This is a genomic window from Stenotrophomonas sp. YJH_SMC_135, assembly GCF_059372355.1.
In genome coordinates, this window is sequence record NZ_JCAFVN010000002.1 from 612,447 (window position 1) to 636,958 (window position 24,512).

General features: G+C 67.5%; 23 protein-coding genes. 16 read left to right on the forward strand and 7 right to left on the reverse strand.

All coding sequences use genetic code 11. The features are described 5' to 3' along the window. Positions 1-50: 50 nt before the first annotated feature. The 4 genes from AC5P98_RS09340 (at position 51) to AC5P98_RS09355 (ending at position 6,668) form a co-directional block, all read left to right on the forward strand. Positions 51-2,375 carry a winged helix-turn-helix domain-containing protein gene (locus AC5P98_RS09340; RefSeq protein WP_049408704.1) on the forward strand — a complete coding sequence of 775 codons (2,325 nt, stop codon included), beginning with the start codon at positions 51-53 and terminating at the stop codon, positions 2,373-2,375. A 115-nt stretch (positions 2,376-2,490) separates the two neighbouring features. Further along, a complete protein-coding gene (locus tag AC5P98_RS09345) occupies positions 2,491-3,390 on the forward strand; it encodes a helix-turn-helix transcriptional regulator (RefSeq protein ID WP_032955994.1) in 900 nt (299 codons plus the stop codon). Positions 3,391-3,439: 49 nt separating this feature from the next. Beyond that, positions 3,440-6,289: a TonB-dependent receptor plug domain-containing protein gene (locus AC5P98_RS09350; RefSeq protein ID WP_014648326.1), complete on the forward strand. Its 2,850-nt coding sequence runs from the start codon at positions 3,440-3,442 to the stop codon at positions 6,287-6,289. A 169-nt stretch (positions 6,290-6,458) separates the two neighbouring features. Beyond that, positions 6,459-6,668, forward strand: a complete 210-nt coding sequence (locus tag AC5P98_RS09355) for a hypothetical protein (protein ID WP_032955995.1) — start codon at positions 6,459-6,461, stop codon at positions 6,666-6,668. Between the two features lie 59 nt (positions 6,669-6,727). Here AC5P98_RS09355 and AC5P98_RS09360 read toward each other — a convergent pair whose 3' ends face one another. Both AC5P98_RS09360 and ppa read right to left on the reverse strand, forming a co-directional pair. Further along, complete coding sequence (locus tag AC5P98_RS09360) at positions 6,728-7,849, reverse strand: HDOD domain-containing protein (RefSeq protein ID WP_014038392.1); 1,122 nt, start codon at positions 7,847-7,849, stop codon at positions 6,728-6,730. A gap of 152 nt (positions 7,850-8,001) precedes the next feature. Next, the gene (gene ppa / locus AC5P98_RS09365; protein ID WP_005410935.1) at positions 8,002-8,538 is read right to left on the reverse strand and encodes an inorganic diphosphatase; all 537 of its coding nucleotides are present in this window, start codon (positions 8,536-8,538) and stop codon (positions 8,002-8,004) included. Between the two features lie 187 nt (positions 8,539-8,725). Here ppa and AC5P98_RS09370 point away from each other — a divergent pair, with 187 nt between their 5' ends. The 5 genes from AC5P98_RS09370 (at position 8,726) to AC5P98_RS09390 (ending at position 14,491) form a co-directional block, all read left to right on the forward strand. Continuing rightward, positions 8,726-9,217 (forward strand): hypothetical protein, encoded by a 492-nt coding sequence (locus tag AC5P98_RS09370; RefSeq protein WP_049408702.1) that lies wholly within the window; start codon positions 8,726-8,728, stop codon positions 9,215-9,217. Further along, entirely contained in the window at positions 9,217-9,690 is a 474-nt protein-coding gene (locus AC5P98_RS09375) for a hypothetical protein (protein WP_032955999.1), read from the forward strand. Before AC5P98_RS09370 ends, AC5P98_RS09375 begins: the two co-directional genes overlap by 1 nt. An 84-nt stretch (positions 9,691-9,774) precedes the next feature. Next, positions 9,775-10,275 carry an RNA polymerase sigma factor gene (locus AC5P98_RS09380; RefSeq protein ID WP_014038389.1) on the forward strand — a complete coding sequence of 167 codons (501 nt, stop codon included), beginning with the start codon at positions 9,775-9,777 and terminating at the stop codon, positions 10,273-10,275. Between the two features lie 105 nt (positions 10,276-10,380). Continuing rightward, positions 10,381-11,316, forward strand: a complete 936-nt coding sequence (locus AC5P98_RS09385) for a FecR family protein (protein ID WP_049408701.1) — start codon at positions 10,381-10,383, stop codon at positions 11,314-11,316. A 256-nt stretch (positions 11,317-11,572) separates the two neighbouring features. Then, a complete protein-coding gene (locus AC5P98_RS09390; protein ID WP_049408700.1) occupies positions 11,573-14,491 on the forward strand; it encodes a TonB-dependent receptor in 2,919 nt (972 codons plus the stop codon). A 189-nt stretch (positions 14,492-14,680) separates the two neighbouring features. On the opposite strand, the gene AC5P98_RS09395 is transcribed toward AC5P98_RS09390, so the two are convergent. Further along, on the reverse strand, positions 14,681-14,938 hold the full coding sequence (locus AC5P98_RS09395; protein ID WP_006390068.1) for a DUF2789 domain-containing protein: 258 nt from the start codon (positions 14,936-14,938) through the stop codon (positions 14,681-14,683). 106 nt (positions 14,939-15,044) lie between these two features. Here AC5P98_RS09395 and AC5P98_RS09400 point away from each other — a divergent pair, with 106 nt between their 5' ends. Genes AC5P98_RS09400 through AC5P98_RS09420 form a run of 5 tightly spaced genes read left to right on the forward strand, consistent with a single transcriptional unit; the run spans position 15,045 to position 18,000 of the window. Next, on the forward strand, positions 15,045-15,632 hold the full coding sequence (locus AC5P98_RS09400; RefSeq protein ID WP_032956006.1) for a biliverdin-producing heme oxygenase: 588 nt from the start codon (positions 15,045-15,047) through the stop codon (positions 15,630-15,632). 31 nt (positions 15,633-15,663) lie between these two features. Continuing rightward, complete coding sequence (locus tag AC5P98_RS09405; RefSeq protein ID WP_014648319.1) at positions 15,664-16,131, forward strand: YbaN family protein; 468 nt, start codon at positions 15,664-15,666, stop codon at positions 16,129-16,131. Next, on the forward strand, positions 16,118-16,846 hold the full coding sequence (gene exbB / locus AC5P98_RS09410) for a tonB-system energizer ExbB (RefSeq protein ID WP_014648318.1): 729 nt from the start codon (positions 16,118-16,120) through the stop codon (positions 16,844-16,846). The genes AC5P98_RS09405 and exbB overlap by 14 nt, the downstream gene beginning before the upstream one ends. A gap of 9 nt (positions 16,847-16,855) precedes the next feature. Further along, positions 16,856-17,281, forward strand: a complete 426-nt coding sequence (gene exbD / locus AC5P98_RS09415; RefSeq protein WP_049407692.1) for a TonB system transport protein ExbD — start codon at positions 16,856-16,858, stop codon at positions 17,279-17,281. Next, positions 17,278-18,000, forward strand: coding sequence for an energy transducer TonB (locus AC5P98_RS09420; protein ID WP_049407691.1), 723 nt, complete (start codon positions 17,278-17,280; stop codon positions 17,998-18,000). The genes exbD and AC5P98_RS09420 overlap by 4 nt, the downstream gene beginning before the upstream one ends. A 78-nt stretch (positions 18,001-18,078) precedes the next feature. Here the strand turns inward: AC5P98_RS09420 and AC5P98_RS09425 are convergent, their stop codons facing one another. After that, positions 18,079-20,106: a sodium-translocating pyrophosphatase gene (locus AC5P98_RS09425; RefSeq protein ID WP_032956016.1), complete on the reverse strand. Its 2,028-nt coding sequence runs from the start codon at positions 20,104-20,106 to the stop codon at positions 18,079-18,081. Between the two features lie 355 nt (positions 20,107-20,461). On the opposite strand from AC5P98_RS09425, the gene AC5P98_RS09430 reads away from it, so the two are divergent. Next, a complete protein-coding gene (locus tag AC5P98_RS09430; RefSeq protein ID WP_049407688.1) occupies positions 20,462-20,965 on the forward strand; it encodes a hypothetical protein in 504 nt (167 codons plus the stop codon). 74 nt (positions 20,966-21,039) lie between these two features. On the opposite strand, the gene AC5P98_RS09435 is transcribed toward AC5P98_RS09430, so the two are convergent. From AC5P98_RS09435 to AC5P98_RS09445, 3 genes are all read right to left on the reverse strand, one after another. Then, complete coding sequence (locus tag AC5P98_RS09435; RefSeq protein WP_014648313.1) at positions 21,040-21,429, reverse strand: DUF488 domain-containing protein; 390 nt, start codon at positions 21,427-21,429, stop codon at positions 21,040-21,042. Positions 21,430-21,549: 120 nt separating this feature from the next. Next, the gene (locus tag AC5P98_RS09440) at positions 21,550-22,344 is read right to left on the reverse strand and encodes a hypothetical protein (RefSeq protein ID WP_046432358.1); all 795 of its coding nucleotides are present in this window, start codon (positions 22,342-22,344) and stop codon (positions 21,550-21,552) included. A gap of 165 nt (positions 22,345-22,509) precedes the next feature. Next, entirely contained in the window at positions 22,510-23,766 is a 1,257-nt protein-coding gene (locus tag AC5P98_RS09445) for a 6-phosphofructokinase (RefSeq protein ID WP_014648312.1), read from the reverse strand. A 136-nt stretch (positions 23,767-23,902) separates the two neighbouring features. Between AC5P98_RS09445 and AC5P98_RS09450 the strand changes: the two genes are divergently transcribed. Next, positions 23,903-24,466 carry an adenylate kinase gene (locus AC5P98_RS09450; protein WP_032956019.1) on the forward strand — a complete coding sequence of 188 codons (564 nt, stop codon included), beginning with the start codon at positions 23,903-23,905 and terminating at the stop codon, positions 24,464-24,466. The last annotated feature ends 46 nt before the right edge of the window (positions 24,467-24,512 follow it).

The window sequence follows — 24,512 nt, forward strand, 5'->3', positions numbered from 1 at the left end:
GTAACGAAGGCAAACACTGCCCGGGACCTGTCTCTACTGTGTAGCAGAAAATGAACAGCAGCGAAATACAGCCACCCGTGTCCGATCGGATACGGATAGGAGAGTGCATCGTCACTCTGTCCTCGCGCGAAGTCGAGGTCGTCGGTGCGCGTCGTCCGCGCCGGCTGACGCCGAAGGCGCTGGGCGTGCTGCGCGTGCTGCTGCGGCAGCCGGGCCGTGTGGTCACCCGCGACGAGTTGTTCGCCGAGGTGTGGCCGGACACGCTGCCGACCAACGATGTGCTGACCCAGGCCGTTACCCAGCTGCGCAAGGCGTTCAGCAACGACGACGACAGCGGCCAGGCCTACATCGAGACCATTGCCAAGACCGGCTATCGGCTTCTGGTACCGGTACAGGCGCTGGACGATGCGGAGCCGTCGGCTGCGGGCTTGCCTGACGACGAAGGTGTGGACGTGCAGCCCGCACTCGCCGCCGCCGCGGTGCTGCCCGCGCGCGCGCAGGAATCGCGCCGCCGCTGGCGCCATGTCCGCCGCCGCGTGCTGCTGGCGCTGGGCGTGTTGATGCTGGCCACGCTGCTGGTGATGACCACGCTGCTGCTGCGCCGCGCACCGGCCAGCAGTTCGCCGGTGGAGGCCGCCGTGGAGAACGGCACGCGGGTGATCGGCAGCCCCCAGCGTCCCTATCGGTTGATCACCGCAACCAGCGGCTTTGAAACCTATCCCACGCTGTCACCGGATGGTTCGCTGGTGGCCTATGAAGGCGCCAACGAAGATGGCAACGGCGGTGGTGCGATCAAGGTACAGACCTCCGGCAACGCGCCGGCGCGCCAGTTGCTGGCGCCGCCGGCCGGTGCCGTCGATCGATTCCCGAACTGGTCGCCGGATGGTCGCGAAATTGCCTTCGCACGGTTCTCCGCCGACGGTGGCTGCCAGGTGCTGATCGCCAGCGCAACCGGTGGCGCCCTGCGCCAGGCCACGCGCTGCGATGGCACCGAGCTGCTCAGCTTCGACTGGACGCCCGATGGTCGCGGCCTGGTGTTCGGCAGCATGGTCGGGCGCTACGCGCACCGTGGCATCCGCGTGCTGGACCTGGCCAGTGGTCAGTGGCGCGCGCTGGCGTACAGCGTCGACCAGGACGACTTCGACTACGCACCGCGTTACTCGCCCGATGGGCAATGGCTGGTGTTCGTGCGCAATCCGCAGCTGGGCGATCTGTGGCGGGTGCCGGCCGCGGGCGGTACGCCCGAGCAGTTGACCAACGAGGCGGCAGAGCTGCGCGGATGGGCCTGGCTGGACGATGGCCGCACCATCGTGTTCGGTCGCCGCGTCGACAGCGAGGCGCGGCTCTATTATCTGGACGTCGAGCGGCACACGCTGCGCGATGCCGGCCTGGATGATGCGCAGTGGCCCGCCGTGTCGCGACGTGGCGGGATGCTGGCCTTCGTCCACCGGCGCGCGCAGTTCGGCGTGTTCAAGGTGCCGGTGCAGGGCAGCGGCGCGCCCGAACGCCTGTTTGCATCCAGTGGCCGCGATGGGCAGCCGATGGCAGCGCCCGATGGCCGCCAGCTGGTCTTCACCTCGGATCGCTCCGGCAGCTTCGCCCTGTGGTGGGCGGACATGCAGCGGCCGGATTCGCTGCGCCCCATTGAAGGGCTGCGGCCGGAAGCGCGGCAGGCACCGGACTGGTCGGCCGACAGCCGCCAGCTGCTCGTGGTCGGCCGCGACGCGCATGGGCGCACGGTGGTCTACGAGATCGCGCCACGCGATGAACGCCTGCAACCTTTGCCGGTCCCGGCCGAACAGCCGCTGCAGGCCCTGTATGGCGCGTCGCCGGAGCAGTTGTTCGTGATCGAGCGCGATGCCGACCAGCGCACCCGGTTGAGTCTGTTCGACCGCAGCACCCAGCCCTGGCGCCGGTTGGCCAGCATCGAAGGGGTGTCGCAGGCGCGCTTCGACCGCAGCAGTGGCCGCGTGTTGTTCACCCGCCTGGCCGCCGGTGGCCTGTGGTCGGCCGACGCCGCGTTGTCGTCGGGCAGCGTGCAGCAGATCAGCGATGACCGGCCCAGCCGCTGGCGATACCGGGCCTGGACCGTGGCCGGCAACACTGGCGTCGGTTACCTCGGCACTTCGAGCACGTGTGGCACCACCTTCGTGCGCATCCTGCCCGGCCGCGCGGAGCCGGAACGCTGCCTGGATGCGGAGCGGCTCAGCGCCGGCAACGGACTCAGCGCCAGCGCTGACGGGCGTGACCTGTTCGTGGCGATGGCGGTCAGCGATGGTGCCGACATCGGTGTGATGCGGTTGCCCGAACGCCCCCCCGCGCTGTTCCCGGCGTTCTCCAAGTTGTTGTTTTTCAGTGGAAATGGGCCTTCGTAATTTCTTCGTCTGGATCTCGTCGCGAATTCGTGGCGATCTCGTCGGACTTTCCTGACGCGGTGCCGCCTGATTAGGCAAAACGGAGTCCTGTACTAGGCAAATCCGTGGTGCCCCCATGCGTCAACTCTCGCTGGCCGATCGCGGCCAAACCGTCTCCCTGGACCGGTCGCTCGACGATGTCACGCCGACCTGCCTGGGCGTGGCCCGGCTGGGCAGCCTGCAGACCGCCGGCTCCAGCTTCACTGTCTGGATGCAGGTGCGTGGCAGTTCGTGGGTGGAGGCCAAGGAAGGGCGATTCCGCCTGCGCCAGGGCGAGTGGATCGCCTTCGAGAAGGAATCGCGGCCGTTGGTGCAGGCCGGTCGCAACGGGTTGTGCGTTGGCCTGAACCTGAACGTTGAAGCGCTTCGCGTGCTGACCGAGATGGCCGACTGTGGCCTGTATGCCGGTCGTGGCCGCATGAACCGCAGTGACGCCCGCGTTGCGCTGCGCTTGTGGCGCGATGCGCTGGCCAGCGGCCAGCCGGCCCAGGCCTTGCGTCCGTTGCTGCTGCACCTTGCTGGCCTGCAGCGTGGCCTGGCCGACAACGTGCAGCGCTGCCCGGGCCGCTCGCGCAGCCGCAAGCGCCAGGTGTTCGGCCGCATGCAGCGTGCGCGCCTCTATCTGGAAGGCAACAGCCACCGGGTGGTGCGCATCGGCGAACTGGCCGAACTGACCAACTTCTCCAGCTGGTACCTCTCCAAGACCTTCCAGAGCCTGTACGAGGAAAGCCCGCAGTCGCTTTCGGCACGACTGCGCCTCGAACGCGCCGCCGACCTGCTGCGCGACACCGACATGATGGTGGGCGAGGTCGCCGCCGCCAGCGGCTTCGACAACTGCTGCAGCTTCGCGCGTGCGTTCCGCGCCCGCTACGGCCAGTCCGCGTCGCGCTTCAGGGAGAACGGCGGCTTGCTCCCGCCACAATCCGCAAAGTCTCCGGTTGGTTCGCGCAAATACAGCGCTGCAACGCAATCGTAACGTGCTGGGGTGTTTTAACACGCTGCTAACACGTACCTTGGAGAGATAGATGAACGTTCGTAATCCCGCAGTGCGGTTCGGCTTGCTGCCGGCCGGCATTGCGCTGGCGCTGGCGCCGGCCTTTGCTTCGGCTCAGGAAGCAAAGGGCACCACCGACCTGGACCGCATTTCGGTCACCGGCTCGCGCATCCGCGGCGCCTCGGTGGAGACCCAGCAGCCGATCCTGACGATGACCCGCGAATCCCTGGAAAAGCAGGGCTTCTCGAGCGTCGCCGACGTGCTGAACAACCTGACCTCGGCCGGTTCCCCGGCCATTTCGCGTTCGGAGTCGCTGGCTTCGGGCGAGAACGTGGGCGGCTACTACGTCGACATCCGCAACCTGGGCGCCGAGCGCACCCTGGTGCTGATGAACGGCAAGCGCCTGGGCGCTTCGACCTCGGGTCTGCAGGACCTGAGCCAGATCCCGATGTCGGCCGTTGAGCGCATCGAGATCCTGAAGGACGGCGCCTCGTCGATCTACGGTTCCGACGCCATTGCCGGCGTGGTCAACGTGATCACCCGCAAGAACTTCGACGGCGGCGAAGCCAATGTCTACGTCGGCCAGTACGGCAAGGGCGACGGCGACAGCGAAACCTATTCGATGACCCTCGGTGCCCGCGGTGAGCGCGGCAGCCTGACCCTGTCGGCCGAGTACTCGAAGCAGGATCCGGTGTGGGCCAAGGACCGCTGGTACAGCCGTGACGGCTCGCTGGGTCCGAACTCCACCTCGGCTGATTGGAGCCCGATCAGCCAGAACGGCAGCTGGTGCAACCCGAAGCTGTACGACTGCAGCAAGTCGAGCGCGGTGTGGCAGACCCTGAACCCGGGTGGCAATCCGAAGAACCCGAACGACTACCACGCGATCACCGAAGACGAGTTCGCCAACTCGAACGAGCAGATGACCCTGCTGACCGGTGTGAAGCGCAAGTCGGTCTACATCAACGGCACCTACGACTTCACCGATTCGATCAGCCTGAACACCGACGTGCTCTACAACGAGCGCCAGACGTTCCAGCAGATCGCCGGCTATCCGTACCAGTCCGCTTCCAAGTCGATCAACACCCCGCTGTCGGCAGACAGCGCCTTCAACCCGGTTGGCCAGGACGTCAGCTTCCGCCGCCGCCTGTGGGAAGTGCCGCGTACCACTGACAGCCAGCTGAAGACCCTGCGCTTCGCTCCGACCCTGACCGGCTTCTTCGAGCTGGGTGGCAAGACCTTCGACTGGGATGTCGGCGCGCTGTGGAACCGCAACGAGTCGATCAAGAGCAACCGCGGTGACATGAGCCTGATCGGCGCGCGTCAGGCGCTGGGCCCGTCGTTCATCGATGCCGGTGGCGTTGCCCGCTGCGGCACCGCCGCCAACCCGATCCTGGGCGATTGCCGCCCGTGGAACCCGCTGCTGCCGTACGGCGTTGAGGGTCAGGGTTCGCTGGCGAACCAGGAGCTGCAGGACTTCCTGTTCCCGACCTTCACCACCCGTGGCGTCACCAAGACCACCAGCTTCACCGCCAACCTGTCGGGCGCCATCGTGACCCTGCCGGCCGGCGACCTGGGCTTCGCCCTGGGTGTCGAGCACCGCAAGGAAGAAGGCAGCTACGTGCCGGACGCCTTCGCACAGTCGGGCCAGTCCACCGGCCTGGGCCAGAAGCCGACCCGCGGCCAGTACGATCTGAACGAGGTCTACCTCGAACTGAACGTGCCGCTGCTGGCCGACATGGCCTTCGCCAAGGAACTGACCCTGAACGTTGCCAGCCGTTATTCGGACTACAGCAACTTCGGTGGCACCACCAACAGCAAGTTCGGCCTGACCTGGCGTCCGCTGGATGAACTGCTGGTCCGCGGCACCTACGCCGAGGGCTTCCGCGCTCCGACCATCAGCGACCTGTACGGTGGCCTGAGCTCGAGCTTCGAGTCCTACATCGATCCGTGCGGCGTGAAGGCTCCGGGCAGCGTTGCAGGCAATGCCGCGTGCTCCGGCGCAGGCGTGCCGGCCAACTACGTGCAGCTGGGCCAGGCAGGCAAGGAATGTTCGACCCTGCCGTGCCAGTCGGGTGACCAGTTCATCTCGGGTGCCAATCCGAACCTGAAGCCGGAAACCTCCAAGAGCACCACCTTCGGCCTGGTGTGGAGCCCGCGTTGGGTGCAGGGCCTGGACGTGTCGCTGGATTGGTACAAGTACGAAATCAGCGACATGATCATCGCTGACAGCGTCGACCGCATCCTGCGTGACTGCTACGTGCTGGGTAACGCTTCGCGCTGCTCGAGCGTGACCCGTGCGGCTGACGGCCACGTCAGTGCGATCACCTACGGCACCGCCAACCTCGGCAAGATGGAAACCCAGGGCTACGATCTGGGCATCAAGTACCGCCTGCCGGAACTGGCCATTGGCCAGTTCAGCATCGACTGGCAGACCAGCTACACCGCCAAGTACGACGAGCAGCGCCAGAACAGCGCGGGCGACAACATCATGGTCGGCCGCGTCAGCGAGCCGGGCCTGTTCCGCGTGCGTTCGAACCTGGGCGTCAACTGGCAGTACGGCGATTTCGGTGTGAACTACACCGCGCGCTACTACTCGGGCATGAAGGAAAGCTGCATCTCGCTGGCTGACGGCTGGTGCGATGCTCCGAACCACATGGCCAACGGTGAGACCGATCCGCTGCGTCACACCGGTTCCAACACCTTCCACGACCTGCAGGTCAGCTGGAAGGCGCCGTGGGATGCGACCATCGCCCTGGGCGCGAACAATGTGTTCGACCACAAGGGTGCCCTGCAGTACTCGGCTCCGAACTCGGCGTTCGCCTACTACGGCGGCTTCGACGTGGGTCGCTTCCTGTACATGAAGTACACCCAGCGCTTCTGATCCATCGAAGTGCGGTAGCAACAGAAGGAGGGCGGACCGCAAGGTCCGCCCTTTTTTTTGTAGGGGAATTCCGGAAATTGTTGGAAGGTGAGCGCAGTCACGGTCCCGTCGTGTCGTAATCAACACAGTCAGGAGGTCCACTACCGGACGCTTGCATGTGGAGAGGGATATGAAGAATACGTTGCTGCGGCAGGCATCGGCCGCTGCATTGATCTACGCAACGCTGGTGGGCGCGGTGTTCGCGCAGGGCCTCGGGGTCTGCGGCGGTGGGCTTTACTGCGAGGAGTTCCGCCAGCAGTGCCTGGCCAGTGGCAAGTCACCGGTCATCTGCGAGTCGCAGTACCGTCGCTGCGTGCAGGACGCCTGCGGTATCCGCTGACATGGAAAGGGCGCACCTTGCGGGTGCGCCCTCTGTCATCCGGACATCATGCAACGCGCTCAGGCGTCGCTGGGCACCAGTCCCATCAGCGCATTGGCGTGTTCGCGCCATTGCGGCAGTTTGTTCAGCACGCCTGCGCGCTGCAGGTAGTCCTCGTCCACCGGATCGCCATTGACCAGCGCCAGGGCCACGTGCACCGCACCGGTCACCCAGAAGCTGCGGGTGTTGGCGCGCTGCGGCTGCAGGTGGAAGGCCACCGCTTCGATGATCGGCATCGGCAGGCCCCACAGGCCCAGCAGGTAGGCGCCGGCCTCGGCATGGCCAGGGCGGGTGTCGCCGGCCAGCGAGGGCTCGCTGCGCTCGTTGCGCACACCTGGCAGCAGCAGGCCGATGTCGGCCAGCAGCGCGGCAGTCGCTCCCAGTTCGGCACTGGATTCGGGCAGCAGGCGTGCGGCGAGCCGCGAGGCCAGCAGTGCGCGCTGTTGCAGCGAGTTGCGCTCGGCGGCCGACAGCGTCGGTGCGGAGAACACTTCGCTGGCCAGCACCAGGTCACGCAGCGTGGCCAGGCCCAGCCGGGTCACGGCGGTGCGCAGGTCGGCAATGGTGCGGCCCTGGCTGAAGAAGGCCGAGTTCGACAGTTGCAGCACCTTGGCGGCGATCGCCGGATCGGCGGCGACCAGCTTGGCGACATCGGCACTGTCGGCGTCGTCGTCATGTTCCAGGGCCTGGGTCAGGCTCAGGTACAGGTGCGGCGGCGAGGGCAGTTTCTCGATACGGCCGATGGCATCGCGCAGGCGCGGGCTGTCCAGCACTTCGCGCAGTTCTTCCAGGCTGGTCAGTGCCTCCAGCAGCACTTCCGGCGCCAGCGGCAGCGGCAGGAAGCGGTGGGCGACACCAATGAGGCGCGCCGGCGGCGGCCGGTTGCCATGCTGCGCATCGACCAGCGCGATGCGGATGGTCTCCGGGCGCAAGGTCCGGATCTGCCCAAGCAGCGTGGTGGCATTGAGATCCGGCAATTGCGGGCAGACGATCACCGCGTCCACGCCCTGCGTGGCCACCGCGGTCATCGCAGCCTGGCCATCGGTGGCGGTCAACGGCTGCCAGTCTTCCCCAAGATCGGCAATGAATTCGGTCAGCTCGGCCGGCAGGCTGGCTGCATCCCCAACAAGCAGAATACGCACGACACATTCCCCTGGCTGTCTCGACGATGGATGTCGATGACGTGTGAAGTGACGCAATTTACCTAATACGGCAGCAAGAGTGATGTGCCGTCGTCATGAAACGTGACCCGCATCGCTCCGGCAGGGTACCGCCGGAGCGATCCGGTTCAGGCTCAGGCCTTGCTGTCGAGATGGCGCTGGTGCGCCTCGATCAGGATCTGCTTGGCCTCAGCGGCGCCGCCCCAACCGTCCAGCTTGACCCACTTGCCCTTCTCCAGGTCCTTGTAGTGCTCGAAGAAGTGGCCGATGCGCTCCAGCCAGTGGCTCGAGACCTGGGCGATGTCTTCGACGTGGGCGTAGCCGCTGAAGATCTTCGAGACCGGCACGGCCAGGATCTTCTCGTCGCTGCCCGCCTCATCGCTCATCTTCAGCACGCCGACCGGACGGCAGCGCACGACCGAGCCCGGCACCAGCGGCAGCGGCAGCACCACCAGCACGTCGGCCGGATCGCCGTCGCCACACAGCGTGCTCGGCACGTAGCCGTAGTTGCACGGGTAGCGCATCGGGGTGGAGAGGATGCGGTCGACGAAGATCGCGCCGGTTTCCTTGTCCACTTCGTACTTCACCGGCTCCGAGTCCTTCGGGATCTCGATGATGACGTTGATTTCTTCCGGCGGGTTCTTGCCGGGCGAGACGAGTTCCAGACCCATGGTGTGCTCCAGGTGGGGGGATATAGACGGATAGCTCACCATTTTATGCCTTTGCCGGGCGCTGTGCAGCGGGCGGGTGGCCGACCTGCCGACGCGGCAAGGCCTGACGGGGGGCGCCGCCCTTGGCCGATGGGCCAGGAGGGTCTGCCGGCGCAGGCTGGACGCTCATTCCCGAGGAGTTCCGTCGATGTCCTGGTATGCCCGATGCATGGGGGTCGTGCTGTTGCTGGCGTCCCTGCCTGTCTCCGCCCGCGGTCTGCACGTGGACCTGATCGATTACCCCCGGCCCGAGGCCAACTGGGAGCGCGCCTACGGGCTGCAGGCCGCCCTGGCAAGGGAGTTCGACCGGCTCTGTGCCGATACCTGGTGCGAAGGTGAGTACAGCAACTACCGGGTGATGGAGGTCCGCTGCGCGGTGCTGGCCCATCGCGGAACGGTGCAGCGCTGCGCCTGGGTGGTGGTGGCCAGCGAGCTGGCCGTGCAGGCCGATACCGGGGAGGTGCAGGTCGACAATGGCCGCTGGGTCTGTCCGTTGGAGTTGGGGCCAGGGGTACCTGTTGACGCCTTCCATGCTTCACTGGAAGCACCAGATGGCCTGACGGCGAACCTGCCTGGACTTGACCATGGCCTGTTCGATGCGCTGCCGGACTGCCTCCGGAAGACCGGGAGGGCGGGGTGATGCGCGTCTTCCCGGCACGATGGCTGGTCTGCGCGCTGCTGATGGCAGCCAACGCCCAGGCGACCCCTCAATTTGTCGATGCCCGTGACTACCCGAATCCGGCAACCGGGCGCGAGCGCTTCCTGGCGGCCGAACGTCTGTTGGTGCGCGGCTTTGACGATATCTGTGGGGATACCTTCTGCGAAGGGCAGTATTACAACCTGCGGGCGATGCGCTTGCGCTGCTCAGTGCAGCGGGCCACCGGTGTCGTGGCCCGTTGTGTCTGGACGTTCGCCGGGAGCTACACCTGGGTCCAGAAGACCGGGCAGATCGATGTTGACCAGGGACGCTATGCCTGCATGCTGCCACTGGCGGCGGGAACCCGCCTGGACGAGCTGCTGGCAGCGTGGGAGCGCGCCGGGCATGAAGCTCTGAATGCCACCTTGCCCGGAACCAGCACCCACGTTTACGAGGGGCTGACTGATTGCCTGTGACCATTTCGACAATGCAAACGTGACTGATTCGCATTTGCGGAGTAGCATGCGCGGCGCCTCCCGTCTGTCGTCCCGGCTCCGCGCATGTCCTCCAATGCTGCCTCCCTCACCGAACTGCTGATCCGCGAGCGGCCAGCGCTGCTGCGCCGGGTGCAACGTATTCTGGGGGGCGACAACGGCGCCGAGGACGTGATCCAGGCGGTGTGGTTCAAGGCCCGTGGGGTCGATGACAGCCAGGCCATCGACAATCCGCGCGCCTATCTGTACCGGCTGGCCGCCAACCTGGCCACCGACCACGGCCGCGAGTCGACCCGGCGCAACCGCCTGCTGGCCGATCACTACCTGTGGGGGCCGGACGAGGTGATCTCGACCGAAGAGCAGGCCATGGCGCAGGACGAGCTGCAGCGGGTACTCGACGCGGCCGGCCATCTGCCGGAGCCGACCCGCACCATCTTCCGGCTCAACCGCCTTCAGGGCCTGACCCAGGCCGAGATCGCACGCCGCCTTGGGGTATCGGTGACCACGGTGGAGAATCACGTACGCACCGCGCTGCAGCGCCTGGCCTGGGCCCGCAGCGGCCGATGATCGCGCCGCCTTGGGGCTGGCCTTCGCGCAAACGTCTTGATCATTGGACCGTGGATGCGGTCCAGTTTCTCCGCCCCGCGCTTGAATGCGCCTGTCCGCCAGCCGATGAGCCCGCCGAACATGCTGCCTGCCGCCAATGACGATGCCCTGGCCGAGCAGGCCCGGGACTGGATCGCGTGGCTGGCCTCGGGCGATATCAGCGACGCGCGCATGCAGGCGTTCGAACACTGGCTGCAACAGCCGGGGCACCGCAGGGCCTTCGAACACGAGCGCGCACTGTGGCGCAGCGTCGGGCCGCGAGCGCAGCCGGCCCGCGTGGCTGGACGACGCCCGCGCCGACGGCGTTGGGCCATGGCTGCGGCGGCAATGCTGGCGATGCTGGTGGCATGGCCGGAGGCGTGGCTGCGCCTGCAGTCCGATCACCGCAGCACGCACCAGGTGCAGAACGTACTGCTGCCTGATGGCAGCCGTGCGGTGCTGGACGCCGACAGTGCGATTGCCGTGCACTTTGATGCGAACGCCCGCCAGGTCGAGCTGTTGCGCGGGCGTGCCTGGTTCGAGGTCAGTCCGGATGCGCAGCGACGTTTCAGCGTGCGCGCGGGCAATGGCGTGGTCGAGGACATCTCGACCGCCTTCACCGTGGCGCGGGGCCACGACCAGGTGGAAACCCAGGTCGGGCAGGGCAGGGTACGGATGGCCAGCCCGGTTGACGGTGGCTGGACCTACCTGCAGCAGGGCCAGCGCGCGGCCTACGGTGAACACAGTGGGGTGAGGCGATTGGGGGACGTTGCGGCCGACAGCGTCGGCGCCTGGCGTCAGGGCGAGCTGCTGTTGGAACAGGCCCGCGTCGCTGACGCGGTGCAATGGGTGGGGCGCTATCGCGCTGGCCCGACCTTCGTGCGTGGTGATCTATCGCAGCTGCCGGCGGTAAGCGCGGCGTTGCGCATCGACCGCCCGGAACAGGCGCTGGATGCGCTGGCCGCGACGGCTGGATTGCAGGTGACCCGGCTGCCGCTCGGCGTCGCCATCGTCCATCGGTAGATCCACGCCATTGCCCCGGTGCCGACCAACGGTCGGCACCCACCACTGCAACCAGCCACGCAACCGTCGGCGCCCACCACTGCAACCGGGCGCGCAACCGTCGGCACTTGCTTCGACTGCAAATCCCCTTGGGGTTGCCACGCTTTCATCCGTCTTACTCCGCGAACGTACCCGCCGCCGCCACGTACGTCGCCGTGTCCGCCCGTGTTGCGGATGACGCCGCGTTCGCGGCACCGATTACCTGACAGGTTCCCCCATGTTCGACTTCCATCGCCCGGGCCGCGTGCTGCGCCCGTCCCGCCTGTGCATCGCGTTGCTCGCCGCCGGCCTGGCCAGTGCCGCGCCGTCCGTACTGGCGCAGAGCGCCAGCAGCGACCACGCGGCCGTGCTGCGCTTCGATATTCCGGCGCAACCGCTGGATGACGCGCTGCGCAGCTACATGCGCCAGTCCGGTGTGCAGGTGGTCTATCCCGCATCGCTGGCACGTGGCGTAACCTCTCGCGCGGTCGGCGGCAGCCTGTCGGCCAACGAGGCGCTGCAGCAGCTGCTGCAGGGCAGTGGCCTGGCAGTGCGCCGGGTCAGCGCCGATGCGGTCACCCTGGAAGCGGCAACGCCGTTGCAGGCCGACAGTGGTGTGATCGTCACCGACACGCTGAGTGTGGCCGGCGACCGCGTCGGGAGCGGCGCGACCAGTGATGAAGCACGCCTGCTCGACAGCTATCGCAGCGTGGGTTCGACCACCACGCTCAATCGCACGCATCTGGAGCGTTTCCGCGGCACCTCCAACGGCGACATCGTCAAGGGTGTGGCCGGTGTCACCGCCGGTGATCCGCGCGTGGGCAACGGCTTCGACGTCAACATCCGCGGTATCCAGGGCCAGGGCCGCGTGCCGGTGATCATCGACGGTGGCCAGTCCAGCATGGATACCTACCGTGGCTACGCCGGCCAGTCGCAGCGCACCTACCTCGACCCGGACCTGATCTCCAGCCTGACCATCACCAAGGGGCCGAGCCTGCAGGCCAACGCGTCCGGTGGCATCGGCGGCGTGGTCGAGATGGAGACGTTGAAGATCGGTGACGTGCTGCGCGAGGGCCGCGACGTCGGCGTGCGCGTGCGCGGCGGCCTGGCCAATGGCAGTGCCAACAGCCTGCCGTCCTACAGTGCGGCACCGCGCACCGATCGCAGCGCCACCGGCAGCCAGTTCTTCAACGTGGCCGCCGCAGGGCACTGGGACCGCTTCGATCTGGTCGCCGCCTACGCCTACCGTGACAACGGCAACTACTTCTCCGGCCGCCATGGCTACGACGACTTCCCGCAGGATCGGCGCACGCTGGCGCCGCTGAATCCGCCGCGCACCGAGGTTTTCAATACCTCTTCGCGCTCGAAGTCGGCGCTGCTCAAGGGCACCTGGCGCATCGACGACACGCAGACGCTGGAAGCCGGCTACCGCCGCTATGAAGGCACTGCCGGCGAGATCATGGCCTCGCAGATCATCCGCGTGGATCGTGACCGCATTCCACAGTGGGATCCGGGCCACGTCGACATGGACAGCTACAGCCTGCGCTACCGCTTCAATCCGGACAGCGAGCTGATCGACCTGCGCGTCAACGCCGCGTACACCGATACCGACAGCGTGATGTACAACAGCCTGACCGGCATCACCCCGTGGTACTTCGACCGCCGCACCGAGTGGTATGACGCGCCCAGCTTCAGCGGTGACCCCGGCTACAAGGATGCCTACCGCAATCCGCTGCGGCACAAACGCTTCGGCCTGGATGCCAGTAATACCTCCAGGTTCGACACCCGCGCCGGTGCGTTCACGCTCGACTACGGACTGTCCTACAGCGACGAAGACATCGCGCCGGGCAGTTCGGCGCCGGTCATGCACGACGACCTGGTCAACAACCGTTTCCTGCGCAACGCCGAGCGCAAGGAGTACAGCGCCGTGGCCTCGCTGAAGTGGCAGCCCGATGAGCATTGGGAACTGCTGGCCGGCGGCCGCTGGAACCGCGTGGATGTGCATGACCGCAACCGCCTGGCCACGCCCGATGCCTATGAGGTGCAGGGCCAGTACCGCTACACCGAACTGCTCAATGGCAACCCGGCGCTACCGTCGTGGCGGGCCAAGCGCATCGCGCTGCTGAACTGGTACCCGGATGCCAACGGCAACTTCACCCGGGAATCGCTGCTGGCCTCGCCGTACAAGAAGGGCACGGTGGCCGACATCGGTGGCTGGAACTTCTACGACGCTGGCAAGGCGCAGGATCTGGAAGTGCCGGTCAGCTGGAGCTGGTCGCAGCCGATCCGCCGCCGCGACAGCGCGTTCTCGCCGACCGCCAGCGTGGCCTATCGCTTCAGCGAAGACACCATGGTCTACGTGAAGTACGCCGAAGGCACCAAGCTGCCGAGCCTGTTCGAGACCACGCTGGGCCTGTTCACCGCCGCCAAACCGGTGGGCGAGCTTAAGCCGGAGCGCGCGCGCAGCTGGGAAATCGGCGCCAGCACCCTCCGCTACGACCTGTTCACTGCCGGCGACCGCCTGGCGCTGAAGCTGGCGTATTTCGATACCCGTATCGACGACCTGATCACCCGTGACTACCGCACGCTGTCGGCGGGCCTGATCCGCAACGTCGACCAGTTCAAGGTCTCGGGCATGGAGTTCCAGTCCAGCTATGACAGCGGCAAGGTATTTGCCGATCTGTCCGCGCACTACTACTTCAAGGCCAAGACCTGCGCGCCGGACATCGCCGCCGAGCGCCGTGCCTATGGGGCGCAGCGCAGGAACGGCGAACTGGCCAACACGCCCGACTGCGTGGACGGCGGCTTCGAGGGCTCGTACACCAATACCCAGAACCCGCCGCGCTACATGGTCAACCTGACCCTGGGCTCGCGCCTGTTCGAGGAGCGCCTGACCTTCGGCACCCGCGTGGTCCACAACGCTGGCCCGATCAGCAAGCTGGACAAGGACTGGAACGTGGGCCTGTCGGCGATCCAGCAGTTGTACCGGCCGACCACGCTGGTCGACCTGTTCGCCAGCTGGAGCTTCAACGACCAGCTCTCGGTGGAAGCCGGCGTGGACAACCTGACCGATCGTTACTACCTGGACCCGCTGGCCCTGGGCGTGATGCCGGCACCGGGCCGTACGGCCCGGCTGGCGTTGACCTGGAAGTACTGATCGGTCGCGGATGAGCGCTGGGGTCGGATCCCTTTCCTGCGGAAAGGGCGAGCGGCGGGGTCGGATCCCTTTCCTGCGGAAAGGGCGAGCGGCAGGGTCGGATCCCTTTCCTGCGGAAAGGGCGAGCGGCGGGGTCGGATCCCTTTCCTGCGGAAAGGGCTCTGACCCCAACAGCGCGGGATACCCCGCTTACAGCCCCGTCGCCGCCTTCACCGCGTCCTCGTGCAGCGACTCGTTCAGCTCATCCACCACGGTGGTCCATGCCGCATCGGCCTGCAGCGACTCGGACAGGAACTGGCGCTGCGCATCGTTCCAGTACGGCGCCTCGACCACTTCCACATCGGTGGCCAGCTGGTGCTCGCGGATGAAGCGGGCGATGCCCTCGGCGCTGGCGTCCAGGCCCAGCTGCAGGAACAGGTTGGTCATGCGCGGTTCGGTGGTGATCATCGTCGGTTCCTGCGGTAAGAAGGGATGCGCCATTATCGGCGCACATAGCCTTGGGGAAAGCCCCGTGGCGAACGTCTACAGCAGGACGACCCCCTTGGCATCCCCCATGAACGCACACATCGCCCCTGAAGACAGCCGCAGCCTGCGGCTCAAGGCCGCCACCCGCGACAGCCATGGCGCCCTGGACAAGCGCATCATGGCCGGTGACATCTTCGCCGACCGCAGCAACTTCGCCCGGTTCCTGCGCGTGCAGTACCGCTTCCATCGCAGCATCGATGCGCTGTATGCCAACCCTGCGCTGGACGCACTGCTGCCGGACCTGGGCGAGCGCCGCCGCTTGGCCCAAGTGGCGCGCGACCTGCAGGATCTGGAGCAGACGCTGCCCGGGGCCGACATCGCGGCGTTGCCGTCCGATCTGGAACTGCCCGCCGCGTTGGGGTGGCTGTATGTGGCCGAAGGGTCCAACCTCGGCGGCACCATTCTGTACAAGATGGCCGCCAGGCTCGGCCTGGATCGTGATTTCGGCGCCCGCCACCTGGCCGCGCATCCGGATGGCGCGGCGCGCCACTGGCGCGAGTTCACCGCTGCGCTGGACGCGGTACCGCTGAGTGCCAGGCAGGAGCAGCAGGTGATCAATGCGGCCGACGCCGCGTTCCGCAGCGTGCACGGCCACGTCGAAGTGGAATTCGCCTGATGCCTGGTGCCCGCCTGCGGATGCAGCGCTGATGCGTTGGCTCTGGTTCGCGCTGGGGTGGTTGATGGTCGTCCTCGGGGTGATCGGCGCGTTGCTGCCGGTGATGCCGACCACCATCTTCCTGATCCTCGCCGTGGGCTGCTTCGCACGCAGCTCGCCGAAGTTCGAGCAGCGCCTGCTGGCGCATCCGCGCTACGGCCCGTCACTGCGGCTGTGGCGTGAGCAGGGTGCGGTGTCGCGCAAGGGCAAGGCGTTCGCCAGTGCCGGCATGGCCGTGGGTTTTGCGCTGTTCTGCTGGGGAGCGCACCCGTCGTGGCGCCTGCTGCTGGGCGTGGGCCTGTTCTTCGCGGTCAGCGCCGGCTACGTGCTCAGCCGCCCCGCGCCGCGGCTGCAGCCCCATCCGGTCGTGGAAGTGGACGACGCCAATGATCCGCGTGCGACCCGCCGTCGCGCAGCGACCCCTGATGCTGATGGAAACCGAGACGATGCTGCCTGCTGACCTGGCCCCTGTGGCCGCCCCCGCATTGACTCCGTGGGGCATGTACCTGGCCGCCGACGTGGTGGTGAAGGCCGTGATGATCGCGCTGGCACTGGCGTCGCTGGCCACCTGGACCGTGCTGCTGGCCAAGGGCTGGGAGCTGGCGCGGCAGGCCCGGCAGCTGCGTGCGGCACGCGCGCTGTTGCTGCAGTCCGCACAGCTGCCGACGCAGAGCGAAGAAGCGACCCTGCAACAGGGCGCCGCACTGACGATGCTGGATGCTGCACGCACCGAACTGCGCCTGTCGCAGGAGCTGGACAGCCACGACGGCATCAAGGAGCGCGTCGCCTCGCGCCTGGAGCGCATCGAGCTGGAAACCGCGCGCGTGCAGCGGCGCGGTATCGGCGCGCTCGCCAGCATCGGCGCGGTGGCGCCGTTCGTCGGCCTGTTCGGTACGGTGTGGGGCATCATGAACAGTTTCATCGGCATCGCCCACAGCAACACCACCAGCCTGGCGGTGGTTGCGCCCGGCATCGCCGAGGCCCTGTTGGCGACAGCGCTCGGCCTGGTCGCGGCGATTCCCGCGGTACTGGTCTACAACCATTTCAGCCGCGTGCTGGCCGGCCTGCGGGGGCTGCTCGGCGATCTGTCGGCGGCCGTGCAGCAGCTGGTGTCGCGCGATCTTGATCGTGCCGTCCCGCGTGCCGCTGCGGCGCCGCTGCGCGCGGTGCACTGAGGCGCGACGATGGCGATCAGGACCGCGTCCGACCGCGACGATGCCCCCGAAGAAGCGCACGAGATCAATGTCACGCCCTTCATCGACGTGATGCTGGTGCTGTTGATCATCTTCATGGTGGCCGCACCGCTGGCCACGGTGTCGGTGCCGGTGCAGCTGCCGGCCAGCAGCGCCAATGCCGCGCCGCCGGAACAGGCACCGGTGTACGTGACCGTGCAGGCCGACCTGTCGCTGCGCGTTGGCGAACAGGCGGTGGCGCGTGACGGGCTGGCGGCTGCACTGCAGGTGGCCACCCACAGCGATACCGCGCAACGCATCTTCCTGCGCGCCGACACCCGCGTGCCCTACGGCGAACTGATGGCCACTCTGGATGCGCTGCGTGCGGCGGGCTACCTGAAGGTGGCACTGGTCGGCCTGGAGCAGGGCACGCAATGAGCGGACTGCGGCGCTGGGCGACCAGCCTGGCGATCGTACTGCTGGTGCACGCGCTGTTGATCGGCGCGGCCTGCTGGTGGGTGGCCCGCGCACCGGTGCAGGCTGCAACGGCTCCCCCGGCAGCGCTGACGCTGGAGCTGGCGCCGATGGCGCAGGCACCGCCGGCGCCGCCGCGCGAGGTCGCCACCGGGCCGCTGCAGCAGCAACAGCAGCGGCAGCAGGCGCCAGCGCCAGCCGTGCGTGAGCAACCCAAGGCACCCGTGCAGCCGCAGGGTGAGCTGCCTCCGCCAGAAGCGCCGGAACCAGCGCCCGCGCCGGACAGCGCCGATGCCAACGTCGCGCAGACCAGCGCACCGCCGCAGGTGGCCGCCGACGCTGCCGCACGCTACACCGCGCCGCAGACCACGGCGGGTGAGCGCAGTCGTGCCGAGGCGACCTGGGAAGGACGCCTGCTCGGGCACCTGCAGAAGCACCGGCACTATCCACGCCAGGCCGAGCGGCTGCGCCAGCAGGGCGTGGTCTACGTGCGCTTTGCCGTGGCCCGCGACGGTGTGGTTTCGGCGGTGGTGCTGGGCCGCAGCAGCGGCTTCGCGTTGCTCGACCAGGAGACGCTGGACACCGTGCAGCGGGCCAGCCCGGTCCCGGCGCCGCCGGCCGAGGTGGCTGGCGACCCGGTGCAGGTGATGGTGCCGGTGTCATTCTTCCTGCGCGGGCGCTGACCGCCATCGGGGTCGGATCCCTTTCCGCAGGAAAGGGCTCTGACCCCATCGAGGCCGGCATCCACGCATGGCGCGGATCTACAGCAGCGGCACCAGCAGCAGCGCCACGATGTTGATGATCTTGATCAGCGGATTGATCGCCGGGCCGGCGGTGTCCTTGTACGGATCGCCGACGGTGTCGCCGGTCACTGCCGCCTTGTGTGCCTCGCTGCCCTTGCCGCCGAAGTGGCCATCCTCGATGTACTTCTTGGCGTTGTCCCAGGCACCGCCGCCGGTGGTCATCGAAATGGCCACGAACAGGCCGGTCACGATGGTGCCGATCAGCAGGCCGCCCAGCGCGCGTGGCCCCAGCAGCAAGCCGACCACCACCGGCACCGCCACCGGCAGCAATGACGGCACGATCATTTCGCGGATCGCCGAGCGGGTCAGCATGTCCACCGCCTTGTCGTACTGGGGCTTGCCGGTGCCCTGCATGATGCCGGGGATCTCGCGGAACTGGCGGCGCACTTCCTCCACCACCGCACCGGCGGCGCGGCCGACCGCTTCCATCGCCATCGCACCGAACAGGTAGGGAATCAGGCCGCCGATCAGCAGGCCGATGATCACCGTGTGGTCGCTGAGATCGAAGCGGAACTCCTGGCCGGGATTGGCCGCCTGCAGGTTGTGGGTGTAGTCGGCGAACAGCACCAGTGCGGCCAGCGCCGCCGATCCGATCGCATAGCCCTTGGTCACTGCCTTGGTGGTGTTGCCCACTGCATCCAGCGGATCGGTGATGTCGCGGATTTCCGAGGGCAGCTCGGCCATTTCGGCGATGCCACCGGCGTTGTCGGTGATCGGGCCGTAGGCATCGAGGGCGACAATCATGCCGGCCATCGACAGCATCGCAGTAGCGGCGATGGCGATGCCGTACAGGCCGCCCAGCGCGAAGGCTCCCCAGATCGCCGCACACACCGCCACCACCGGCAGCGCGGTGGACTTCATCGAAATGCCTAGGCCGGCGATGATGTTGGTGCCATGGCCGGTGGTCGAGGCCTGCGCCACGTGCTGCACCGGCTTGTACTGGGTGCCGGTGTAGTACTCGGTGATCCACACGATCAGCCCGGTCAGCACCAACCCGATCAACGCGCAGCCATACAGCGCCATCGGCCCATGCACGTTGTCGGACATCAGCCCGGTGGTGATCGGATAGAACGCAATCGCCGCCAGCACGCCGGAGACGATCACGCCCTTGTACAGCGCACCCATGATCGAGCCGCCCGGCTTCACCTTGACGAACAGCGCACCGATGATCGAGGCGATGATCGATACGCCGCCCAGCACCAGCGGGTAGAGCACCGCGTTGGCGCCGGCCTCGGCCAGCATCAGGCTGCCCAGCAGCATGGTGGCGATCACGGTCACCGCGTAGGTCTCGAACAGGTCGGCGGCCATGCCGGCGCAGTCACCGACGTTGTCACCGACGTTGTCGGCGATCACCGCCGGATTGCGCGGGTCGTCCTCGGGAATGCCAGCTTCGACCTTGCCGACCAGATCGGCGCCGACGTCGGCGCCTTTGGTGAAGATGCCGCCGCCCAGGCGCGCGAAGATCGAGATCAGCGAGGAGCCGAAGGCCAGGCCGACCAGCGCGTGCAGCGCCTGTTCCATCGGCAGGCCCATGCGCAGCAGCAGCGCGTAGTAGCCGGCCACGCCCAGCAGGCCCAGCCCGACCACCAGCATGCCGGTGATGGCGCCGCCGCGGAAGGCGACGTCCATCGCCGCGCTGATGCCCTGGCGCGCCGCCTCCGCGGTGCGCACGTTGGCGCGCACCGACACGTTCATGCCGATGTAGCCGGCGGCGCCGGACAGCACCGCACCGACCGCGAAACCAATCGCGGTGTACCAGCTGAGGAACACCCCGACCAGCACGAACAGCACCACGCCGGCGATGCCGATGGTCAGGTACTGACGGTTGAGGTAGGCACGCGCACCTTCCTGGATCGCGGTGGCGATCGCAACCATGCGCTCATTGCCGGTGGGTTGGCGCAGGATCCAGCGCGCCGAGACGATTCCGAACAGGATCGCGAGAATGGCGCAGCCCAGCGCCAGTGACAGCCCGTGACGTTCCAGCATTAGACCCCTCCGCAGAATGGATGTAGGCATCCAGTGGCGATGAACGGCACCACGAGGGGGACGACGGGCTGCAGCCTGGAACCAACCCGTACCGACCTTGGTGGTCGTCCGACGTATGGCGGTGTTCAGCATTCCCTGGTGCCTGCAGTATGCGTGCCGCTCTTTGTAGAGTCGAGCCATGCTCGACCGGCCCGTGGGAGCCGCGCCGCATGACCCGTGGGCGCCCTGCCAATGAACGCGTCGACATGCGCGCGGACCCGCCGCCAGGCAAGGGCCTGATTTGCGAGCCACCGGCCTTTGCACCCCGTTAAGCCAGTCTCTGCAAGCCTGCGCGGAGTCCCGATGGAGATCCCCCATGCGCCTGTCCCTGTTGATGCTCGCCGCCCTGGCCCTGGCCGTGCCGGCACTCGCTGCGGAAACCCCGGAGCTGCAGCGTGCCGTGGGTGCCCCCCAGGCGGTGGGTGCGGTGCATACGCTGCGGCAGATCCCCGAGGCCTGCGCGCGCCTGGAAGGTGCGTTCACCGGCGATGCCGCCGCCCCGTACCGCTTCTCCGCCGTGCGTACCAGCGAGCAGTGCCAGCCACGTGCGCGCTTCGTCGACTACACCAAGGCACAGCCGAGTGCCGACAAGGGCTGGAAGCTCAACGATGTGATCCGCGTGCCCAACGCGGCATGCCCGGCGCAGCAGGCGGTGGTGCGGGTGTGGCGCCTGCCGTCGAGCAACAAGGTCGAGCTGGATGGGCAGGGCCAGTCGCGCATCTATCTGGAAGAGGCCAAGAAGCAGGCGGCAGCCGGCCAGATTCCGCAGGTGACGATGTTCGCCGCGCAGCTGCAGATGGAAGGCAAGGCCTGCAACTGAGATGATGCGTGCGCTGCGCCCACGCAGTCGTCCACGGGTGGTAGTGCCGGCCGCTGGCCGGCACCCGGCTGATCTCACTCCGCCAGCGTCGCCCCGCGCGCCACCAGCAGCTCGCGCAACGCCCTGCGATGGCAGTGCGCTTCGTCCTCGCAGTAGCAGCCCACGCTGAGGTCGCTGTGCTGCGACATCGCGGCCAGCAGGTCCAGCGCGTGCGCGGCATCGGGCGCTTTCATCTCGGCCTTGTAGTGGCGGAAGAACGCAGTCCAGTCGGCGGCGGTCTTCGCCTCATGGGCCTGCTTCACCAGCTCCGCGCTGGGTGACAGAGTCGGGAACCAGACGTCGTACCAGTCCCGTTTCGCGAATTCGCTGCGGGGCACGCCGCGCGGTGGTCGCCGCACGGTGCCGATGCGCAGGCCCTCACCGGGTTGGCGCGGGCTGCCGAGACGAACAACACGCAGTGCCATGATGACCTCCAGGCGGGGCGTCCATCATCCTGCGATGCACGTGCGCCAGGCGTGAACCGCTGGGGAAACGAAAAGGCCCGGGCGCCTGCGCACCCGGGCCTTTTCCCACGCCGGCAGCGGTCAGTTGCCGCGGCAGTCCTTCAGCCACAACACCCGGCCGATCTGGTCGTAGCTGTCGACCACGCCGGTCAGCGTTACTTTCTCGCGCGGGCGCAGGGCCAGCGCATACGCGGCCTGGTTGGCTGCGAACGAGCAGGAAATGGCCACACGCTCAAAATCGATGCTGCCATCGCTGGGCAGGTCGAAGCTGGTGTTGTAGGTGCCGCCACTGCGCAGCACGGTGGTGATGCGACCGGTGATGGCGTAGGTCTTGCCCTTGTAGCGCGGCTCGACCGCGGCCGGGTTGTCCTTGTTCTGGTTGCGCAGCTGGAAGCCGAAGCGGTCGGCGGCAATGGTCACCACCGAGGCCTGCGGAGTGGCCTTGGCCGCCTGTTCGCCCGCCTTGCCTGGCTTGATCTGGTTGAGCAGCTTGCACATTTCTTCGCGCACGCCGTCGGCCGGGGCGATGGCGCCCTTGTTGACCTTCACCACCATGCCGACGGTGCCCTGGCCGCCTTCGGAGGTGGCACTGATGATCATCGGAATCGGCTTGTGGGCCATGGATTCCGGCTCTTCGATCAGCATCGAGCCGCCTTCCACGTCCTCGCTGAGGACGTCCATGTTGGCGTTCTTGGCGATTACCCGCATCTGGCCGATGGCGCTGGCCACGGTCAGGTCAGGATGGGTGACCGATGAAGTGAAGGTAGTGCCGACGAAGGGATTGCCCTTCTTCTGGAAGTTGCTTTCGCAGGTCGCAGCGAAGGCCGGCGCGGCAGCACCGCACAGCAGCGCGGCGATCAGGATCGGGTGCTTCATGGTTACAGTCCTTGTGGAATGGCAGCACGGGCCCGGGCCTCGAGGGCCGGGCAGCGTCGAATCTGGCTTGCAGCGGCCCCTTTGCCCCGGGCCGGAGCCCGATTGTGGGGCGCTTCGGCGGCCGCCGCAATGCGCCCTGTGCGCCGCACAGGACGCAGGCACACTTCAGCCCTCGAAGGCCGGCAGCTTCTGCTTCACCGCCACGTTCTTCAGAGTGACGTACTTCGGCAGGCCGTCGGTGCCATAGGGAAGCGGCGCTTCGCCCTTGATCAGCGGCGACAGGTAGGCGCGCGCCTTGGCGGTGATGCCGAAGCCATCGCGGCGGATGAAGCCGGCTGGCATCTTCTTCTCGTGGTTGGCGATCTTCGACAGCGGGGCCGCTTCGATCTTCCAGCGATAGGGCGCATCGCTGCTGCGCACGATCACCGGCATCACGCCGTTCTGGCCCTTCAGTGCCAGCTGCACGGCGGCCTTGCCGACCGCCTGTGCCTGCTCCCAGTCGGTCCTGCTGGCCAGGTGGCGGGCCGAGCGCTGCAGGTAGTCGGGCAGCGCCCAGTGCACCTTCAGGCCCAGCTGGTCCTTGACCCGTGCAGCAAGGTGCGCGGCCACGCCGCCCAGCTGCGAGTGACCGAACGAGTCCTTGCCGCCGCCTGCGTCGGCGACGAAGCGGCCATCTGCGGTCGCGATACCTTCCGACGCCACCACCACGCAGTAGCCGACGCGCTCGACCACGGCCTTCACCTTGGCCAGGAACGCGGCCTCGTCGTAGGCGCGCTCGGGCAGCAGGATGATGTGCGGTGCTTCGTCATCACCGTTGCCAGCCAGGCCGGCGGCCGCGGCCAGCCAGCCGGCGTGGCGGCCCATCGCCTCGTAGATGAAGACGCGGGTGGAGGTCTCGGCCATCGCCGCCACGTCCAGCGCCGCCTCGCGCACCGAGACGGCGGTGTACTTGGCCGCCGAGCCGAAGCCGGGGCAGGTGTCGGTCACCGCCAGATCGTTGTCGATGGTCTTGGGCACGCCAATGCAGGTCAGGTCGTAGCCGGAGGCCTTGGCCAGCTGCGAGACCTTCAGCGCGGTATCGGCCGAGTCGTTGCCGCCGTTGTAGAGGAACCAGCGCACGTCGTGCGCGCGCAGCACCTCCAGCAGGCGGTCGTAGCGGGCACGGTCGGCGTCCAGCGATTTCAGCTTGACCCGGCACGAGCCGAAGGCACCGCCCGGGGTATGGGCCAGCGCGCGGATGGCCGCGGCACTCTCCTTGCTGGTGTCGATCAGCTCCTCGCGCAGGGCGCCGAGGATGCCGTTGCGGGCGGCCAGGACCTTGATGCCCTTGGCCCGCGCCTGCTCGATCACCGCCGCCGCCGTGGCGTTGATGACGGCGGTGACACCGCCGGACTGGGCATAAAGGAGAGTACCGTTGCGCATGCTTCTACCTGCTCGGGGGAGGGGACATTGCAGGGACATTACCCGGATGCGGTAAAGTGGCGCTATTGCGGTGCAGCGATACCGGACCGTCCGGGACGCGAACCTTCTTTGTTTTCAACACGTTGGAGTCAGGTCAATGCGATTGGTTCTGTTGGGACCGCCCGGTTCGGGCAAGGGGACACAGGCGACGCGCCTGAAGGAAAAGCTGGGCATCGCCCACATTTCGACCGGTGACATGCTGCGCGCGGAAATCGCCGCCGGCACCGAGCTGGGCAAGCAGGCCAAGACGGTGATGGATGCCGGCAACCTGGTGTCGGACGACATCCTGCTGGGCATGCTGGAGTCGCGCCTGACCCAGGCTGATGTCGCCAAGGGCTTCATCCTCGATGGCTACCCGCGCAACGTGGCCCAGGCCAATGCGATGGACGGCCTGCTGGCCAAGATCGGCCAGCCGCTGGACGCCGTGGTGCAGCTGGACGTGGCCACCGAGCTGCTGGTGGATCGCATCGCCGGTCGTGCCAAGGAGCAGGGCCGCGCCGATGACAATCCGGAAGCGGTGCGCCAGCGCCTGCAGGTCTACAACGAGCAGACCGCCCCGGTGGTCGATTTCTACGCCGGCCGTGGCACCCTGGCCCGCGTCGATGGCGTCGGTGAGCTGGACGAGATCGAAGCCCGCATCCTGGCGGCGATCAAGGCCTGATCCGGCCGGGCCGGCGCGAATTGCCGGCTCCCCGGGCGCAAAAAAA

Excerpts from the sequence above, each read along its gene's own strand:
- AC5P98_RS09345 (WP_032955994.1), top strand. The coding sequence starts at position 2,491 with ATGCGTCAACTCTCGCTGGCCGATCGCGGCCAAACCGTCTCCCTGGAC.
- AC5P98_RS09430 (WP_049407688.1), top strand. The coding sequence starts at position 20,462 with ATGCGCCTGTCCCTGTTGATGCTCGCCGCCCTGGCCCTGGCCGTGCCG.
- AC5P98_RS09420 (WP_049407691.1), top strand. The coding sequence starts at position 17,278 with ATGAGCGGACTGCGGCGCTGGGCGACCAGCCTGGCGATCGTACTGCTG.
- AC5P98_RS09385 (WP_049408701.1), top strand. The coding sequence starts at position 10,381 with ATGAGCCCGCCGAACATGCTGCCTGCCGCCAATGACGATGCCCTGGCC.
- AC5P98_RS09395 (WP_006390068.1), bottom strand. The coding sequence starts at position 14,938 with ATGATCACCACCGAACCGCGCATGACCAACCTGTTCCTGCAGCTGGGC.
- AC5P98_RS09405 (WP_014648319.1), top strand. The coding sequence starts at position 15,664 with ATGCGTTGGCTCTGGTTCGCGCTGGGGTGGTTGATGGTCGTCCTCGGG.
- AC5P98_RS09370 (WP_049408702.1), top strand. The coding sequence starts at position 8,726 with ATGTCCTGGTATGCCCGATGCATGGGGGTCGTGCTGTTGCTGGCGTCC.
- AC5P98_RS09375 (WP_032955999.1), top strand. The coding sequence starts at position 9,217 with ATGCGCGTCTTCCCGGCACGATGGCTGGTCTGCGCGCTGCTGATGGCA.
- AC5P98_RS09355 (WP_032955995.1), top strand. The coding sequence starts at position 6,459 with ATGAAGAATACGTTGCTGCGGCAGGCATCGGCCGCTGCATTGATCTAC.
- AC5P98_RS09340 (WP_049408704.1), top strand. The coding sequence starts at position 51 with ATGAACAGCAGCGAAATACAGCCACCCGTGTCCGATCGGATACGGATA.
- exbD (WP_049407692.1), top strand. The coding sequence starts at position 16,856 with ATGGCGATCAGGACCGCGTCCGACCGCGACGATGCCCCCGAAGAAGCG.
- AC5P98_RS09425 (WP_032956016.1), bottom strand. The coding sequence starts at position 20,106 with ATGCTGGAACGTCACGGGCTGTCACTGGCGCTGGGCTGCGCCATTCTC.
- AC5P98_RS09450 (WP_032956019.1), top strand. The coding sequence starts at position 23,903 with ATGCGATTGGTTCTGTTGGGACCGCCCGGTTCGGGCAAGGGGACACAG.
- AC5P98_RS09435 (WP_014648313.1), bottom strand. The coding sequence starts at position 21,429 with ATGGCACTGCGTGTTGTTCGTCTCGGCAGCCCGCGCCAACCCGGTGAG.
- AC5P98_RS09440 (WP_046432358.1), bottom strand. The coding sequence starts at position 22,344 with ATGAAGCACCCGATCCTGATCGCCGCGCTGCTGTGCGGTGCTGCCGCG.
- ppa (WP_005410935.1), bottom strand. The coding sequence starts at position 8,538 with ATGGGTCTGGAACTCGTCTCGCCCGGCAAGAACCCGCCGGAAGAAATC.
- AC5P98_RS09350 (WP_014648326.1), top strand. The coding sequence starts at position 3,440 with ATGAACGTTCGTAATCCCGCAGTGCGGTTCGGCTTGCTGCCGGCCGGC.
- exbB (WP_014648318.1), top strand. The coding sequence starts at position 16,118 with ATGCTGCCTGCTGACCTGGCCCCTGTGGCCGCCCCCGCATTGACTCCG.
- AC5P98_RS09400 (WP_032956006.1), top strand. The coding sequence starts at position 15,045 with ATGAACGCACACATCGCCCCTGAAGACAGCCGCAGCCTGCGGCTCAAG.
- AC5P98_RS09390 (WP_049408700.1), top strand. The coding sequence starts at position 11,573 with ATGTTCGACTTCCATCGCCCGGGCCGCGTGCTGCGCCCGTCCCGCCTG.
- AC5P98_RS09380 (WP_014038389.1), top strand. The coding sequence starts at position 9,775 with ATGTCCTCCAATGCTGCCTCCCTCACCGAACTGCTGATCCGCGAGCGG.
- AC5P98_RS09445 (WP_014648312.1), bottom strand. The coding sequence starts at position 23,766 with ATGCGCAACGGTACTCTCCTTTATGCCCAGTCCGGCGGTGTCACCGCC.